Source organism: Desulfotomaculum sp. (assembly GCA_003513005.1).
GTDB lineage: Bacteria > Bacillota > Desulfotomaculia > Desulfotomaculales > Nap2-2B > 46-80.
Map to the genome: position 1 here is coordinate 1 of DOTD01000075.1, position 16,858 is coordinate 16,858.

Consider the following 16,858-nt stretch of genomic DNA (forward strand, 5'->3'; position numbering starts at 1 on the left):
TTTGGGCTGTGAATAGTAACAAACCATTGTATACCCGCCGCTGACGCTAATCGCCTGCCCCGTTATAAAACCAGCCCGATCGGAACAAAGGAAAACAACCATATTAGCAATATCCTGCGCAGTACCGAGCCTCCGCAGGGAATATGCTTTTTTGGCTTTCTCTCTGATTTCAGGAGTAAAAAGACCAGCCATTTCTTTCCATAAGCTTAATTCCCCGTAACTTCCCTCTTCAACCGGAGGCGTAGAGGCGGGGCAAACCGAATTGATATTAATTTGATAACGCCCAACCTCCCTGGCCAGAGCTTTGCCTAAAGCTATGACACCGGCTTTGCAGGCGCCGTATACAGCTTCTTTATATTCCCCCACCCTGCCGACGTCTGAAGCAAGGTTAACTATCTTTCCGGATTTTTGCTCAATCATCACGTTAAGAACAGCTCTGGAACAGTTAATCACACCCCATCCGATATTTGAGCCCCCGCCTGTCACAATAGCAACTCTGTTTTTCAAGCCTAAATCCACCTGTGTTTTTCACCCTTTCCCCTTTAATACATGAACCAGCCTCCGCTGATACAAAGGCATGAACCGGTAATGAACCCTGCTTTTTCAGAACATAAGAATAAGATGGCGTTAGCCATGTCCTGAGGAGTGCCGTCCCGGCCCAAAATTTCCTGACTTCTAATCTTTTGGAAGTATTCGGGCGGCTGTAGTTTATCCATAAAGGGATTATAAGCGAGGCCAGGCGCCACGGAATTAACATTTATATTGAATTCACCGACCTGACGGGCAATAGCCCTGGTCAAGCCCTGGATGCCAGCCTTGGCCGTAACGTAGGCCACTCCTTCTTCCTTGCCACCCAACCAGGCGAGAACAGATGACATGTTGACTATTTTTCCGGATTTCTGTTTTATCATAGTTGGAATGACTGCCCGGCAGCAATTAAATACTCCCTTTAAATTAGTGTCGATTATTAAATTCCAGCTCTCATCATCCATCTCCCATATAGGCGAAGGTTTATCAATCCCGGCATTGTTGACTAAAATATCTATCCTGCCCCACTCCTTTAAGGTTTGGTCAACCATGCCGCCAATCTGTCCAGGTTCACGGACATCGCATTGGATTCCCAATGTTTTTACTCCATACTCATCCATTATCTCATTGGCCACTTGCGCCGTCCTTTTAGCATGAACGTCGCTGACAACCACATTAGCTCCTTCTTTGGCCAGACTCCTGGCTGTAGCCTGCCCTATTCCTACTCCTGCCGCAGCTGTAACAATGGCTACTTTTCCTGAAAACTCACCCATTTATTTCTCAGCCCTCGTTTCTTATGTTAAAACGTATGAACCATCGGCTTAGCCGATGGTTCCCGTGACTTATATTCTATTTATTCTATTTTCCTTTATAAGCAGGTTTTCTTTTTTCAAGAAAGGCGTTAACGCCTTCACGCATATCTTCACTGTTCAGGATCATTGCGAAATTTGCCGCTTCAAACTGCAAGCCGGATTTTAAAACCGGATCGTAGTTGACGGAACGCATGGCTAACTTGACACCATAAGGACCGTTTTTCATTATTTTCTTGGCCATCGTAACAGCGGCATCCTTTAATTGATCCAGGGGAACAACCTTGTTTACCAAACCAATACGGTAAGCTTCATTAGCGTCGATCATTTCACCGGTAAGGATCAGTTCCATCGCCCTGCCCTTGCCGACAAGGCGAGCTAAACGCTGCGTGCCGCCGTAACCGGGCATAACGCCTAGTGTCACCTCGGGCAGACCTACCTTAGCATTTTCAGAAGCTATTCTAATCGTGCATGCCATGGCCAGTTCCAATCCACCGCCAAGGGCAAAACCGTTGACAGCGGCAATAACGGGTTTTTCCAGGCTTTCGATTTCATCCATGATACCTTGCCCGCGCTGCGAAAAGTCATAACTTACAGTTGGTTCAACATTTAAAAACTCACTGACGTCCGCTCCGGCAACAAAAGATTTCTCACCCGCGCCCGTTAAAATGATTACTTTTACAGCATCGTCTTTACCGGCCGCCGCTATCGCGTCATAAAGTTCGGAAATAACATCAAAGTTCAGGGCGTTCATGCTTTTTGGACGGTTTATGGTAATTGTTAAAATTCCTTCCGTGTTCTCAGCCAGAAGATATTTGTATTCTGCCATCTCTCACCCGGCCGTATAATTACAAACCGGGTTTTCCCCCTCTCATATATTTATATTTATTAAAATGGAAAAACTATTAAAAGCTCCTGGAGCGCCTCACCCCTTCCAAACCAACCCTTAATACATGGTTTTCTCCGTTTGCTTTTCGATCTCCTCTTAATAATAATTTTTTTTATAAAGAGCGACAATTATTTTAGTTTGATTTTTCCCGTCCTGGGAATTAATTATGATAAAATATATAAAAATCTCTTCCGGTTCTGCTGCCTTTCTAAAGGAGGTTATAATTATGTCCGGTCATTCCAAATGGTCGACTATAAAGCGGAAAAAAGCTAAAACAGACTCCCAGCGGGGCAAGCTATTTACCACAGTTGCCCGTGAAATAATTATGGCTGTACGTCAGGGCGGCGCCGATCCAAATCACAATACACGTTTAAAGGCTGCTATTCTAAAAGCAAAGGAAGCCAACATACCCAATGAAAACATTGAAAGGGCAATCATGCGGGGCTCCGGCACCTCCGGTGAAGGAGACTATGAAGAAATTGTGTATGAGGGATACGGACCCGGCGGAGCAGCAATCATGCTTAATATTGCAACGTCCAACCGGAACCGTACAGCTGGTGAAATCAGACACCTTTTCTCCAGAAGCAGCGGAAACCTTGGTGAGACGGGCTGTGTCTCCTGGATGTTTGAAAGAAAGGGTTTAATTGTAATTGAAAAAGAAGATTTTAACGACGAAGAAGCCTTGATGACAATTATCCTTGATACAGACGCCGAGGATATGAAAGAAGAAAAAGACAGCTTTATAATAACAGCTTCACCCGGTAATTTTGAAGAGGTAAAAGACACCCTCACCCGGCAGGGAATTCCACTGGTTATAGCTGAAATTACTATGATACCCTTAAATACCGTCAAACTCGGGGAAGCTGAAGCCGAACAAATGTCAGTCTTAATCAACGCACTTGAGGAGCATGACGACGTTCAGGAGATTTTTACAAATTTTGATCAGGATTAATAAATAAGGGCTCCTACAATAGTATCCAACAGCCAGATAATGGCAATAATATATAAACAATTCTTTTTAAGTAAAGTGTTTAAGTGGAGTGTTTATATGTTTAGAAAACTGTTTTTCCTGGTTCTTAGTATAGCGGGAACCCTTTTCATAGCAGTTGTTGTCTACTATAGTATGATTATTTTCCGCGAACCTGCCGCTAAACCCCTTCTTTCTTTGTTAGCTTCCGAAGGGGTGTCAAATCAAACGGCAATTCAAGACGATGATTTTATCCGTGAAGAATATGAATATCTCTGCGGAGATGTTTATATAGTATACTTTGGAAGGCCTTCCGATGATCTGGCAGGCATTACTTCTAACAGATTAAGAGATAAATACCCGGCTGAAAGCGGATGGTCAATAGAAAAAGTTGAAAAAACAGTAGTCCTGAGAAAAAAATGCAATGAGCTCTGCCCGGAACATAAAGCTTACCGGCATTTAGGAATTGCTGAAGGGCGACTTGCTGTTTATCAGGGTCCTTTAGGATGCAACAAGGAACTTTTAAAAACTGAGAATGTTACGGTTGAAAACTTACCCGCAAAATTTCAGAAAGAATTGGAACAAGCGATGGATTTTGAAAAACAGGAGACTGCCGTACAGGACCAATTAAGAAAAGAACTTGAATTCACAAGTGAATCTTCCCTCCAAGCAGGATTAGAAAACCTTGATGAAAGTCTTTCAAACTTCAGTGAACAGAGCTTATCCGGTTAGATGACCGGATATTTATCTTCCCAAGAAGGAAAAATAGCCCAGGCTGTGGAACATTAGTTAATGTATTTTAGAAAAAAGAGGCCTGGATGATTGCGTATTATCGGTATTGACCCGGGTCTGGCGCGGATGGGTTTTGGAGTAGTCCAGATGACGCCCAAACAGCTTGTACCGATTAAATATGGATGCATACAGACAGACCTAAACCTGTCTGTGTCTTCGCGTCTAAAACGGGTTTATGAGAATCTGCAGGAGATATTAGAGATTCATCAGCCCTCCCATTTTGCAATTGAAAAGTTATTTTTTAATAAGAATACAAGAACTGCTTTATCCGTAGGAGAGGCACGCGGTGTCGCTCTCTTGGCGGCGTCTGTTGCCGGTCTTTGTGTCTTTGAATATACACCGCTGCAGGTTAAGATGAGCGTAGCGGGATATGGAAAAGCAACCAAAAAGCAGGTCTGCTACATGGTTAAAGCGATTTTGCAGCTCAACACCTCTCCAAACCTCGACGATACAACCGACGCTCTGGCAGTCGCAATATGTCATGCCCAGAACACAATAAGCAAAAAACTTACCGGTATTTAATCATAAAACGAGGCTGAAAATGATTTCCTTTCTTAAAGGTATACTGGACTCTGTACAGGATGAAACAATTATCATAGATGTTAATGGAATTGGCTTTTCAGTACAGGCTGGAGCCTCCACAATCAAGCGCATGCCCCCCAACGGAGACAAGGTGAAATTATACACCTATCTTCATTCCAGGGAGGAAGGTCTGTCGTTGTATGGGTTTTACGAACAAAACGAACTTGAATTATTCCGCCTGCTTATTGGAGTTTCCGGAGTAGGACCAAAAGCAGCTACCATTTTGCTTTCATCACTGGATCCTGAGAAGCTAAAAACAGCTATAGCCCGAAGCGATGCCGGGACATTGAAACAAGCGCCCGGTATAGGCAAAAAGACAGCTGAAAGAATTATACTCGAATTGAAGGATAAAATTTTAAAAATTACGCCTGCAGAAAATACTGCCATATCTAGTTTTAGCACCGAAGAGGATGATGCCTTGGCCGCCCTGGTAGCCCTGGGATATGGTGAGGCTGAAGCACAGAAGGCGATCCGTCAGGTACTTGAAAAAGACACGGCAAATAATCTTACAGCAACCGAACTGGTGCGGACTGCTTTAAAAAAATAGGATAGATATTTCTAGAGCAGGGAGACATAAAATGTCGGACAGGATTATCTCAGCGGCATTTTCCACAGAGGATCAGGAAGAAGTAAGCCTCCGGCCGCGCAGTTTAAAAGATTTTATCGGACAGGACAGTCTAAGAGAAAGCATAGGTGTCTTTATCCAGGCAGCCAGGAATCGCCGTGAAGCTCTCGATCACGTTTTGCTTCTTGGTCCCCCGGGACTTGGTAAAACCACCCTGGCCTGGATTATCAGTAGTGAACTGGGTGTAAATTTAAAGATTACATCAGGCCCGGCAATCGAAAGACCCGGAGATCTGGCTGCAATTCTAACCAACCTTTCACCCGGTGACGTACTCTTTATCGACGAAATTCACAGGCTGAGCAGGGCTGTAGAAGAAGTATTATACCCGGCAATGGAAGATTTCGCCCTGGATATAATTATCGGTAAAGGACCGGGCGCCCGCTCCCTCCGCCTTGATTTGCCGCGTTTCACGCTTGTTGGGGCAACAACCAGGACAAGCCTTCTGACTTCCCCATTGCGCGACCGTTTTGGTGTAATCAGCCGCCTGGATTTTTATGAATTAACAGATATAAAAAAGATTGTCCTGCGATCAGCGGGCATACTAAAAATACATATAGAGGATGACGGAGCAGCCCAAATCGCCTTGAGATCAAGAGGGACACCCCGGGTAGCGAACCGTTTGTTAAAGCGGGTCCGTGATTATGCTCAGGTCAAAGCAAAAGGAGTAATTGATCAAGAAACGGCTGTTAAAGCCCTTGATTTCCTCGGTGTGGATCCACTGGGTCTTGATCCCATAGACAGAAAACTGCTGCAAATAATCGTTGAAAAATTCGGCGGAGGTCCGGTAGGTTTAGATACTATTGCAGCGGCATTGGGCGAAGAACCGGCAACCCTGGAGGAAGTATATGAGCCCTACCTGATGCAGGCAGGATTGCTTAACCGGACACCCCGCGGGAGAGTTGTCACTTCGAAAACATACATTCATCTGGGCGCAGTTCCGGAAGATAAAAATCAACGTCAGTTAAACATCTGGTAGGAGGTTTTCAACCGTGCGGTTGCTGCTTCATATATGCTGCGCTCCCTGTTCTATATTTCCGCTAAAATACCTTGCTGAAAACGGTTTTAGCGTACAAGGTTTTTTTTACAACCCGAACATTCACCCTTATCAGGAATGGCTCAGACGGAAAGAGACTTTGGAAAGCTATTCAAGAACAACCGGGACTGAAATAATTTTTGATGAAGAATATCAAATGGAAAATTTCCTAAGAGAAACAGTATACAGAGAAAATAACCGCTGCCGCTTTTGCTATTACCTTCGTTTAAAACAGAGCGCTCAAGCAGCGGTCAAGGAAGGCTTTGACGGTTTTACTACCACCCTTTTGGTAAGCCCTTTTCAGAAACACGACTTAATCAGGGAAACAGGGGAAATTATAAGCCGTGAATTAAACTGTCCATTCTACTACTTTGATTTCCGGCCCGGTTATAAAGAGGCCACTTTAATATCTAAACAATTGAAGATGTACCGCCAGCAATATTGCGGCTGCATATACAGTGAAAAAGAAAGATTTTATCCCCGAAAGACTAACAGAGACGGCGGTGAAAAATCCTGATGCAGGGCATGGGAGAACAAATCGGAAGGTTATTTCTGGCGGCCGGATTCCTGTTGATCCTGCTCGGTGGGCTGCTAACCGGGCTAAGCAAAATAGAAATTAACCTCGGCCGGCTTCCAGGGGATATTTTTATTCAGAAAGGAAATTATTCGTTTTATTTCCCCATTATAACATGCCTGTTGCTGAGCATTCTCTTGACTATTTTAGCAAACTATTTTTTTAGGAAATAAAAAAGACCTCCTATGTTTTGTCAGCAAAAACATGGTTGCCGATGCAGCCAATTACCGGAAGATTTCGTATCCACTGATCCGAGGCTATCTCAGGATTATAGAAAAACAGGGCCCCACCGGTAGGATCTTCGCCCAACACAGCCTGAATCGCTGCATTAACGGCTGTTTCGTCAGGGGTCAGGTTTATTGAGCCGTCGGCTACGGGAGTGAATTGATAAACACAATCAGCGCTCTGCATAATTACGTCTTTGATGCTTTTAGGAAAAGCAGGGTTATCGACCCGGTTCAGGATAACAGCGCCAACAGCCACCTGCCCCGTAAAACTCTCGCCGCGTGCCTCTGCGTAAATCGCTTTGGCAAGAAGCATCAGATCATCTCTAAAAACGCTTCCACGGGAAAGAAACGTTGGTGAAAAACCATTTTCCCTGCCAGGTATAATAACAATTTCACCTGGTCTGATTAAAGCACTGTGCAGTTTATTAATTTTTATTAAATCGGCAAGAGAAACGTTGAAGTCCCCGGCAATGCCTGATAAAGTGTCTCCGGTTTTTATCTTATAGCTGATTAGGTACCTGCAGTCTGTAAAATCTTTTTCCTCAGCCCAGCACTGGTAACAGGCGCAGATAGCGATAAAAACCACGAAGGATATTATCACGACCGGTTTTAACAGTCTTATTTTAGTCACCTTTTTCTCCTTTCTAAAATAGTTATTTTTATCCGAAAAATACTCTTACAATCATGTATTATATTCCTTATATTACATAATATACCTCATTGCATATATTTAATAAATTGATTAAAATAAAATGATAAAAAGGTTTTTACAATAATCTTGAATATTTTACAAAAGGGGTGTCGCATTTGCGCAAATACCTTATCTTACTTGTAATATTAAGCTTGCTATTAACTATGCCCGGAACCTTATCCGCCTTCGCCCAGCAAGAACCTGCCGCAACCGGAACAGCGCAGCCTGAAGCGGCTGGCCTTACCTTAAAACAGGCTGTAGATCTGGCCCTGATCCATAGTGAATCTGTTCAGAAAGCCGAGAAAGAAATCGATCGCACATGGGATTTGCGCGAGGAAAGCAATAAAAAAATTGATTATGTACCTGCGCAGACAGCAGGAAATCCTGAGCTCGAAATCACCTGGAGCCAGCTTCTCGCTGATGATCTTATCTGGCGCATGTCATCCAGGGAATTAACTGTTGAACAGGACAAAGTAGCTTTAGGAACCTGCCAAAAATACTGGGCAATTATTTCCGGCCTGGATAAAGTAAACGCCGCTCAGGATGCGGTTACAAAAGCACAGTGGGATCTACGCATAGGAAGGGCTACTTTTGTTGTGGGAATAATTTCACAGCCTGCCCTTTTAGCTATTCAGGCACAGGCTTCACAAGCTGATGCTTCCCTGACGGCGGCTAAAAATGAACTTGACAACGCATATATGTCTTTTGACCAACTTATCGGCGCATCCACAACGGAACGGCCGGTTTTATCCGATACCCTGAACTATGTTCCCCTTTCCGTGGACAATCTGGATAATGAGGTAGGCAGGATAGTCAGTAAGAGCCCCAGCGTCTGGCTCGCCCAGGAATCGGTCAACCTTCAGAGTTATTATAAGGATATGATTATGTACACAGGTGAATACAGGCCTTATAAGGTTAGAAAAATTGAGGTGGAGCAGGCGGAACTAGATGCCTCAAGCGCAAAGAAGATAATGAAAGAGATTACGTACTCTTTGTACTACAATGTGAAAACACTTGAAGAAACGCAAACGGCATTACAGGAAAGTATCAAGGCAGCCGAGGAAAACCTCCGTGTCAGCAAACTAAAATTTGACCTGGGCATGGTTACCAGCGCGGATGTAGCCGCTGCACAGGCAACACTGTCTGATTTAAAACAAAATAATATTCAAGCTATATCCCAGCATGCTTACCTCAAGCTTGCTTTTGAAAAACCATGGGCACATGTAAGCCTAACATCCGGTTAAATCCCATGTTGATCCAGCGCCAGCTAAAAGATGAAAAGGTCCGTATTCATTAAAACCAAGTGTAATTCAAATTATCATTGTCTATCGCTTTACCGGTTATATCAGCACCATCAAAATCGGTATCCTCAATTATGCTGTTGATTTCTGATTTTAAGGCATTTAAGAAACTCTTTACTTTTGTTTTACTGACATCCTCCAGGTTGTCATAATCATCAGCGTTACTAAAGTCCAAGGTGGCTTCATAAACCAGTTCGTCCTCGTCACCGCTGAGTCTGATGTCCACATCTATATTATCATCACCGAAATAATAATCACCCGCGTCTGCAAAATAATCGTCAAGCTCGTCTTCGATATCGCTGACACTGCTGATATCACTGTTGTCGGTATTGTGAACCTAGTTGTACGAACCGGGCTGAGTATCTTCCACAACCTTCTTCAAATGTTCATCTAATCGCTCCAGAAAGGCATCAGCCTGCTCCTCCGTAACCAATCGTGCCGGCATCTACCGCATTCTCAATAGCTGTGGTTTGCAGTTCCTCCAGTTGATCAAGAAGCTCATCCTCATCCACATCATAGTCCTCAGCAATTTCGACCAGTGTTTGGCCATCTTTTAAAGCGTCGATGATAGTTTCCTCGTCTACGTTTAAATTTCCGCTATTTGTTCAATAAGGTTGCCACCAATTTGTTCAGATATCTGTCCTCCACATTGTGGCTGACAGCCTTGCTGTTGAAAAGGTTGCTGCTGGCAGAAAGACTGTTGGCGGTTCTTAAAAAACAACGAAATGACCCATGCGCATATTACAAAACTTAATAAAAATTTTTCGCCAAAATAAAGTGATGCATGTGGTAAAAACATTTATAAACATCTGATTGCTGTTGAATTATCAAAACTCCATTCAGCTTCTAAAAAAGCTAATTTTTTATGTTCATAAACTTGTAGTACAGTGGCAATAATAAAAAAGAATTCTTCGCATTTTATTCCATTATGCTCTTAAAGCAGGGATTATTTATAAATAAAGGGAGGTTATTAGGTGACAACGCTTTTTTTGTCCTGGGCTATCGTGATTATAGCAGTTTTTTCCATTGTCTTTTTTTGGGTCAGAAAAAATCGTCTCAAGGCAGCGGGACAATCACAGGTAGAAGAAATGAACCGGTTTCTAGCTGATTTAAAGGAAGAATTCTCTTCTGAACTAACACCATCGGGTCCTCTTCCGGATTATCAGTTTCCAAAAGAGGAACTGCCGCATTCTTACGGAATCGACCGGCTGGTTCTTTTAGCCAGGGATCCATACTGGCTTTATGCATACTGGGAAGTAACGGCAACAAAAATGGCAGAGTTTTCTTCAATACATGGCGCCTGGGAAGCTTCCTGGCCGGTTCTCAGGGTATACGATGTAACAGGTATTACATTTAACGGACAAAATGCAAATCAGTATATTGATATAGGGATAAATGATCAGGCAAATAATTGGCATATCAATACAGGAGAACCTGATCGCACATTCTGCGTAGATCTGGGAAGGCAGTTTCCTGACGGCCGTTTTATAACACTTCTTCGTTCAAATATGGTAACAACTCCCCGGGCATCCCTTTCCGACCGTGAAGACGAGGAATGGATGTGGATAGAGGGAATTTACCGTTCAATCCGTCATCAATACGGTATAAGTTCGCCGCTTTTTGCTGAAGAAATAGCCGAGAGAGCCAGAATAATACCGCTTGGGGTTAGCTCACCCGGACATTGGCCAGAATATTAATAAAAAATGATTTTGGGGAGAAAAATTATAAATGGGGAAAAAAGGTTACCTAGCAATGGTTTTACATGCTCATCTGCCTTATATCCGTCATCCGGAAAATGAATTTTTTCTTGAGGAAAGATGGCTTTACGAAGCGATTACCGAAACTTATATACCCCTGATCGATATTTTCGATCGCCTCGATAGAGAAGGTGTCGATTTCGCTTTAACAATTTCTCTTTCTCCTCCGCTGGTTTCTATGTTTGCTGATTCACTGCTGCAGCAGCGCTATCTAAATCATCTAAAAAAACAAATCGAACTGGCGGATAAGGAAGTGCAGCGCACCTCATATACTCCTTTTTATGAAACAGCACTGGTCTACCAAAAAAGACTTAATCAATCGCGCCGTATATTCTTGGAATACAACTGCAACTTGGTTAATGCTTTCAAGAAATACCAGGATTCCGGAAAAATCGAGATTATTACCTGTGCGGCAACCCATGGTTATCTGCCGTTATTAATGACTGAGCCTGAAGCAGTACGTGCGCAGGTTGCCATGGCTGTCAATCTGCACAAAAAATATTTTGGAAGGGACCCTGCGGGCATTTGGCTGCCTGAATGCGCATATGCGGCAGGTCTTGATGATATATTGAAGGAATTTAACCTTCGTTTCTTTTTTCTTGACACACATGGAGTAATGTTTGCTTCCCACCGCCCCCGTTATGGTGTTTTTGCGCCAGTTTACTGCCCATCGGGAGTGGCGGCATTTGGGCGAGATCCCGAATCGTCAAAACAGGTTTGGAGCGCAAAAGAAGGCTATCCGGGAGATTATGACTACCGTGAATTTTACCGCGATATCGGTTTTGATCTCGATTATGATTATATAAAACCATATATACATCCTGACGGAATCAGAATCAATACAGGATTTAAATATTACCGGATTACAGGAAATTCTCATCACAAAGAACCCTACAATCCGGGACAAGCCCGGGAAAAAGCATCTTTACACGCAGGAAACTTTATGTTTAACAGGGAACTCCAGATCAACCACCTGAATTCCCTCATGGACAGGCTGCCTATTATTGTCACGCCTTACGACGCTGAATTGTTCGGGCATTGGTGGTTTGAAGGTCCCCAGTGGCTTGAATACTTGATTCGCAAGATTTGTTATGATCAGGATACCATTGAGTTAACCACACCCAGCAAATATCTTGATCAATATCCCTGCAATCAGGTTGTCATTCCGTGCGCGTCAAGCTGGGGCAACAAAGGATATTATGAAGTCTGGCTCTGCAGGGCAAATGATTGGATTTACCGGCACCTTCATCTCGCCGCGGCAAGGATGGTTGATTTAGCCAAATCTTATCCTGAAGCAAGCGGGCTGCGCCACCGGGCACTAAATCAGTCTGCAAGGGAATTGATGCTGGCTCAAAGCAGCGATTGGGCTTTCATTATGTCCACGGGAACGATGGTGGATTACGCTGTTAAACGTACCAAAACACATCTTATAAATTTTTTAAGGCTTTATGATGAAATTAAGAATAATCATATAAGTGAAGATTGGTTAAAAACATTGGAAGACAAAAATAATCTCTTTTCAGATATTGATTACAGCTTATACCAACGGAATGCCTAGCTTTGCTGTAACAGATAAGTAAGACCCAGCTCTTTTCTAGAAACTGGGTCTTTTTAGTTTTTCTAGCTTTTATCTATTATTTCACTAATCTTTTTAATATACAGGTCTGCTAAAGACTCTGCAATTTCCATAGATGCTCCTTCGCTGAAAACTCTGCAAACCGGCTCTTCCGGATCAGGAAGCACTAAAGCCCATCCGTCATTGTGAAATACTTTTACACCGTCCAAAAGCTGCATCTCTTGTTCTGTTTCAGTCAGAACCCGTATTACACGCCCTTTTGCTTCCCAGGGCACAGATATTTCCTTCTTACTCACAAAAAATGAGGGTATTTCATCAATAAGTTCACCAAGGGAAAAACCTTGCTGAACAGCAAAACCAAGGATTCCAAGAAGAGCGCCTAAAGCATCAAAATTTAATAAGAACTGTGATAAACCGCTGTATTCAATACAGCCCTGATCCTGGCCGAGGACTTTCTCGATCAAATCCTGAACGGCAGTCTTGGTTCTGATAACCCTGCCGTTATACTGCATGGCCAGGTTTTCAACAACCTGCGGCGCAGTAACAGGTACGAATACAGGCCCTCTTTGCGATTTTAGAATGATCAATGCCGTCAGTACAACAAGCATATTATCCTGAATTAACCTACCGCGTTCATCAACCAGGACAAGATGATCGGCGTCCGGATCAATCAATACACCCGCCCATGCCCTTTCATTACAAACCATGCTTGAAACAGCGGGCAGCTTTTCAATACATTTTTCCCAACTCAACATTGCGCCGTCAGTACCGGAAAGGTTTAAATTTTTAAAGGTTAGATTTAAGGATTTACCCAGTGCAGTAATATATTTTTGCAGATTGTTCTGATCACAGGCCAAAATTAAAGTTAGACCTGACTTCCGGATTAACTCAACGTCCACTCCTTTGAGTAATTCCTGCAGATATAGATCTGTTATTTTCCGAACATATCTTCTTAACCGGACGTGAGCCATATCCACTCTGGGAAAGTCATCACGGAAAAGTATATTTTCTATTTTTCTTTCTATGCCCCGTGAAATATTTCCGCCTTTTGCGTTAAAAAAGAGAATTGATACATGTTCTGGATTTCTCTGGGATATCTTGATATGAACACCCCCGGCAAGACCGAGATTTGAAACTGCAAACCGGTGTAAAGGAGTAATTACAGTCCCCAGATCGTAAACTACCGCGCCTGTTGATTGCATTCCGCTGGCCAGAGCTTCTTTTAACATCTGTGCCGGAGGATAATTGTCAGCGCTTACTGCAACCCGTGATTCCGCCCCAAGTACTGTACAAAATGCCGCGCCCAGACGGCAGGCCAGTTCTGCGGTAACTTCAATGTTGAACATCCCTGTGACTCCCTCTAAGCCAAATAGCTTTCTTGACCAACAGGCGCCCCAAATAAGGCTGTTATTTACAATACTGCCAGCTTCTGTCTGTTTATTAGGCCAGATTTTTACTTCGGGTCTTACTATACTGCGTTCCTGAAGAACCGAATCGCTGCCTACGACAGCCCCTTCATACACTTCCGAGTTTGATCTCACTTGCACCCTGCTGCATAAAACTGCGCCCCTTAAAGCTGTTCCCGGGCCCAGGTATACATTATTCCACAGAACACTTTGTTTAAGTGAAGCATTTTCCTGAATAAGACACCCGTCACCAATTGTCGTGTAAGGTGAAATCTTAACTCCGGCTCCGATACAGCAGCCATTTCCTATCAGAATCGGACCTTCAAGATGGCATTCCGCATGAAGGTCGACACCCTCCCCTATCCAGATTCCAGGTTTAACCTGTCTGGCTGAAATGCCTGTATTCACTTTTCCGGCTAAAACATCATAATGCGCTTGTATATATTGCTGAATATTACCTATATCACACCAGTATCCAGGCGACACAACTCCAAAAAGGGGTTTTTTGTCCCGAAGAAGAGCGGGGAAGAGATCCTGGCTAAAGTCAAACGATCGATTATCCGGTATGTAGTCCAGTACTTCCGGCTCCAATATATAAATCCCGGTATTTACCGTATCACTGAACACTTCTCCCCAGGCAGGCTTTTCTAAAAAACGGGTTATCGTCCCATCCTGTTTTGTGATTACAACCCCGTACTCCAAAGGACATCCCACACGTGTGAGGACCAGCGTTGCAATTGCTCCACGCTTGCGGTGAAAGTCCACAGCCGCTGATAAATCCAGGTCGGTAAGCGCATCGCCGCTGATGACAAGAAAAGTCTCGTCAAGGAAGGTCTGGGCGTTTTTCACACTTCCCGCCGTACCCAGCGGAACCTCTTCTATAAAATACTGCATAGAAACACCCTGTTCTGAACCGTTTCCAAAAAAACTGCGGATAAATTCAGGCTTATACTGGAGTGTAACACCGATATTGTAAAACCCGTGTTTCTTAAGAAGTTCCACTATATGAAACATTACCGGCCTGTTGACTACAGGCGCCATCGGCTTTGGCCGTCCACAGGTTATGGGACGCAGACGTGAACCTTCGCCACCCGCCATTATAATAGTCTTCATTTAAGCACCTCTCTCCTGAAAATCATGCCCGTACCAAGAGCCTGCTCACACGGCCAAGAAAATGTCTTGGCTGTCCTGTTGCTTCATGCCAGGTTGTATTTCTGTACTCGTTAAAGACCTCCCGATATACCTGACGTGTTTGTAAAGCTATCTGCTGCCAGTTGAACTCTTTTTGTACCTTTCTGAAGGCGTTAAATCGCAGTTCGTCCCTTAACCGGGTATCCTGCAACAGACGCACAACTGCTTCAGCCAGAGAACCCTTATCACCCGGGTTGGCCAGAAGACCATCAAAACCATCTTCAATAATTTCTGACAAACCGCCAGTATTTGAAACAACCACCGGCGTTTTTGCAGCCATTCCTTCCAGGGCGACTATACCGAACGGTTCATACAAACTCGGAAATACCGCCACGTCTGCCCAGTTATAAAGGCAATTGCGCACTTCATCATTAACATAGCCGGTAAAATAGATCCTGTGGGAAATCCCCAAAAAGTTAGCTTGACTGCGCAGTTCCACTTCATAAGGACCCTTGCCGGCAATAACAAATTTTGTTTTTGGACATTGCTCAATAATTCGCGGTATCGCGTCCAGTAATACCTGCACTCCTTTTTCGCGCACCAGACGTCCAACATAAAAAACTATCTGTTCATCTGGAGCCGCGTACATATTACGTTCCGCCCTTGTTTTCTTCACATTAAATCTCTCCGGCACAACACCGTTTACAATTACTCTTAACTTGTCTTCCGGTGCCTGGAAGACAAAGCGGACTTCATTCTTCATAAATCTGCTGCAGCAAATCACACGCCAGGCTTCGTAGGCCTGCCACCATTCGACACTGCTGATATATCGCTGGATATTATTGTGCAGACCATGGTTACGCCCGTATTCGGTTGCGTGGATTGTTGTTACCAGAGGCAGATGATAAGCGTGTTTTAACACTCTTGCTGCATATGCAACCAGCCAGTCGTGAGCGTGAATTATATTTACCCATTCCAGTTCATTCAACAAAGGAACAGCTTCCTCCAACATAGCCATATTTAACTGCATAACCCAGGTAACAAAATCATTTGAAGGCAGATGATAAGGAAATATGCGATGCACATTGACACCGTTTACATTTTCAAATTCCTTCATCCCCTGGTCCCCGCAGGTAACCAAATGAACTTCCTCTCCAAGGGAAACTAAAGAGGCGGTTAAATCATAAACATGAGGCGCTATTCCTCCTACTACTTTTGGAGGGAATTCCCAGGAAAGCATAATAATTTTCATAGTATAAAATCCTCCGGTAACTTTATCTTTAATTTACTTTTTAAGTATTTAAGTTTTGGTAGTTATTATTTTTGATTTCTGGATTTTTTATACAAAAAAAGAACTGCCCAAAACTTTTTGGACAGTTCCCTAAACTGGCTACTGACTGTCTTTTATTAATCAGCCAATACAAGGGGACGGTTCTTAAAGGGTTCAATTGGAAGTTTTGCGAAGAAAAAGGGCTCAAATATCAGGCAACTCCTGGTTTTGAGCCTTAATCATCAATAACGCGCTATAGCTGTATCGCAAAATTTTCAATTGCCCCAGAAGAATGAAGTCGCTTTGTTCCCGGCTATGGGGATTCAATTTTTTATCCTGGCTTTTTAATCGGTGATTCTTTTGAATTTGTACCCGATCTTCATTAAATGTCCGGTATCTTTAAGACAAAACCGGCTAAAATTAAACACACCTACCCCCTCCCCATAAATGGGTTTTCTCCAAAAAGTTTATTCAAATGACCGGCTATTATGGAGAAGGCCCTGGATATACCGAACGCATAGCCTTCATTTTTCCTTTCTTGCATACCGGGCAAACCGTTACATCCTTGCCTAAAAGGATATTGAGGATCTCAATAGTTGTAAGTCCTTCGAATTTAGGTTTGTAAACAGGGCTGGAAGTTAGTTTTCTGCACAGCTTAAGCTTTGTTTTTTTATTGCGGTTAGCAAGTAGGCCATAATGT

The 16,858-nt window shown here is 43.5% G+C and carries 19 protein-coding genes; 11 read left to right on the forward strand and 8 right to left on the reverse strand.

Features of this window, described 5'->3' with window-relative positions; all coding sequences use genetic code 11:
- The 3 genes from DEH07_09780 to DEH07_09790 all read right to left on the reverse strand — a co-directional run.
- A partial coding sequence (locus DEH07_09780) for a hypothetical protein (GenBank protein HBY04788.1) occupies positions 1–507 on the reverse strand: 507 nt, incomplete at its 3' end.
- Between the two features lie 35 nt (positions 508–542).
- Positions 543–1,301: a short chain dehydrogenase gene (locus tag DEH07_09785; protein ID HBY04789.1), complete on the reverse strand. Its 759-nt coding sequence runs from the start codon at positions 1,299–1,301 to the stop codon at positions 543–545.
- Positions 1,302–1,386: 85 nt separating this feature from the next.
- On the reverse strand, positions 1,387–2,166 hold the full coding sequence (locus tag DEH07_09790; protein ID HBY04790.1) for a hypothetical protein: 780 nt from the start codon (positions 2,164–2,166) through the stop codon (positions 1,387–1,389).
- Positions 2,167–2,452: 286 nt separating this feature from the next.
- On the opposite strand from DEH07_09790, the gene DEH07_09795 reads away from it, so the two are divergent.
- The 7 genes from DEH07_09795 (at position 2,453) to DEH07_09825 (ending at position 6,972) form a co-directional block, all read left to right on the forward strand.
- Positions 2,453–3,178, forward strand: coding sequence for a YebC/PmpR family DNA-binding transcriptional regulator (locus DEH07_09795; protein HBY04791.1), 726 nt, complete (start codon positions 2,453–2,455; stop codon positions 3,176–3,178).
- A 39-nt stretch (positions 3,179–3,217) separates the two neighbouring features.
- The gene (locus DEH07_09800) at positions 3,218–3,925 is read left to right on the forward strand and encodes a hypothetical protein (GenBank protein HBY04792.1); all 708 of its coding nucleotides are present in this window, start codon (positions 3,218–3,220) and stop codon (positions 3,923–3,925) included.
- A gap of 90 nt (positions 3,926–4,015) precedes the next feature.
- Positions 4,016–4,507 carry a crossover junction endodeoxyribonuclease RuvC gene (locus tag DEH07_09805; GenBank protein ID HBY04793.1) on the forward strand — a complete coding sequence of 164 codons (492 nt, stop codon included), beginning with the start codon at positions 4,016–4,018 and terminating at the stop codon, positions 4,505–4,507.
- Positions 4,508–4,526: 19 nt separating this feature from the next.
- Positions 4,527–5,114 carry a Holliday junction branch migration protein RuvA gene (locus tag DEH07_09810; protein HBY04794.1) on the forward strand — a complete coding sequence of 196 codons (588 nt, stop codon included), beginning with the start codon at positions 4,527–4,529 and terminating at the stop codon, positions 5,112–5,114.
- A gap of 31 nt (positions 5,115–5,145) precedes the next feature.
- Entirely contained in the window at positions 5,146–6,168 is a 1,023-nt protein-coding gene (locus DEH07_09815) for a Holliday junction branch migration DNA helicase RuvB (protein HBY04795.1), read from the forward strand.
- Positions 6,169–6,181: 13 nt separating this feature from the next.
- The gene (locus DEH07_09820; GenBank protein HBY04796.1) at positions 6,182–6,742 is read left to right on the forward strand and encodes a hypothetical protein; all 561 of its coding nucleotides are present in this window, start codon (positions 6,182–6,184) and stop codon (positions 6,740–6,742) included.
- Positions 6,743–6,750: 8 nt separating this feature from the next.
- Positions 6,751–6,972, forward strand: coding sequence for a DUF2905 domain-containing protein (locus DEH07_09825; protein ID HBY04797.1), 222 nt, complete (start codon positions 6,751–6,753; stop codon positions 6,970–6,972).
- Positions 6,973–6,982: 10 nt separating this feature from the next.
- On the opposite strand, the gene DEH07_09830 is transcribed toward DEH07_09825, so the two are convergent.
- The gene (locus tag DEH07_09830) at positions 6,983–7,657 is read right to left on the reverse strand and encodes a cell wall hydrolase (GenBank protein ID HBY04798.1); all 675 of its coding nucleotides are present in this window, start codon (positions 7,655–7,657) and stop codon (positions 6,983–6,985) included.
- 224 nt (positions 7,658–7,881) lie between these two features.
- Here DEH07_09830 and DEH07_09835 point away from each other — a divergent pair, with 224 nt between their 5' ends.
- Positions 7,882–8,961 (forward strand): hypothetical protein, encoded by a 1,080-nt coding sequence (locus tag DEH07_09835; GenBank protein HBY04799.1) that lies wholly within the window; start codon positions 7,882–7,884, stop codon positions 8,959–8,961.
- A 49-nt stretch (positions 8,962–9,010) separates the two neighbouring features.
- On the opposite strand, the gene DEH07_09840 is transcribed toward DEH07_09835, so the two are convergent.
- On the reverse strand, positions 9,011–9,244 hold the full coding sequence (locus DEH07_09840) for a hypothetical protein (GenBank protein ID HBY04800.1): 234 nt from the start codon (positions 9,242–9,244) through the stop codon (positions 9,011–9,013).
- Between the two features lie 862 nt (positions 9,245–10,106).
- On the opposite strand from DEH07_09840, the gene DEH07_09845 reads away from it, so the two are divergent.
- Positions 10,107–10,715 (forward strand): DUF4912 domain-containing protein, encoded by a 609-nt coding sequence (locus DEH07_09845; GenBank protein HBY04801.1) that lies wholly within the window; start codon positions 10,107–10,109, stop codon positions 10,713–10,715.
- A gap of 31 nt (positions 10,716–10,746) precedes the next feature.
- Complete coding sequence (locus DEH07_09850; protein HBY04802.1) at positions 10,747–12,333, forward strand: DUF1957 domain-containing protein; 1,587 nt, start codon at positions 10,747–10,749, stop codon at positions 12,331–12,333.
- Between the two features lie 62 nt (positions 12,334–12,395).
- On the opposite strand, the gene DEH07_09855 is transcribed toward DEH07_09850, so the two are convergent.
- A complete protein-coding gene (locus tag DEH07_09855) occupies positions 12,396–14,870 on the reverse strand; it encodes a nucleotidyltransferase (GenBank protein ID HBY04803.1) in 2,475 nt (824 codons plus the stop codon).
- Positions 14,871–14,892: 22 nt separating this feature from the next.
- Positions 14,893–16,140, reverse strand: coding sequence for a glycosyl transferase family 1 (locus DEH07_09860; protein HBY04804.1), 1,248 nt, complete (start codon positions 16,138–16,140; stop codon positions 14,893–14,895).
- Between the two features lie 71 nt (positions 16,141–16,211).
- Here DEH07_09860 and DEH07_09865 point away from each other — a divergent pair, with 71 nt between their 5' ends.
- A complete protein-coding gene (locus DEH07_09865; protein ID HBY04805.1) occupies positions 16,212–16,397 on the forward strand; it encodes a hypothetical protein in 186 nt (61 codons plus the stop codon).
- A gap of 247 nt (positions 16,398–16,644) precedes the next feature.
- Here the strand turns inward: DEH07_09865 and DEH07_09870 are convergent.
- Positions 16,645–16,858 (reverse strand): IS91 family transposase (locus DEH07_09870; GenBank protein HBY04806.1); only part of this gene is annotated, 214 nt, incomplete at its 5' end.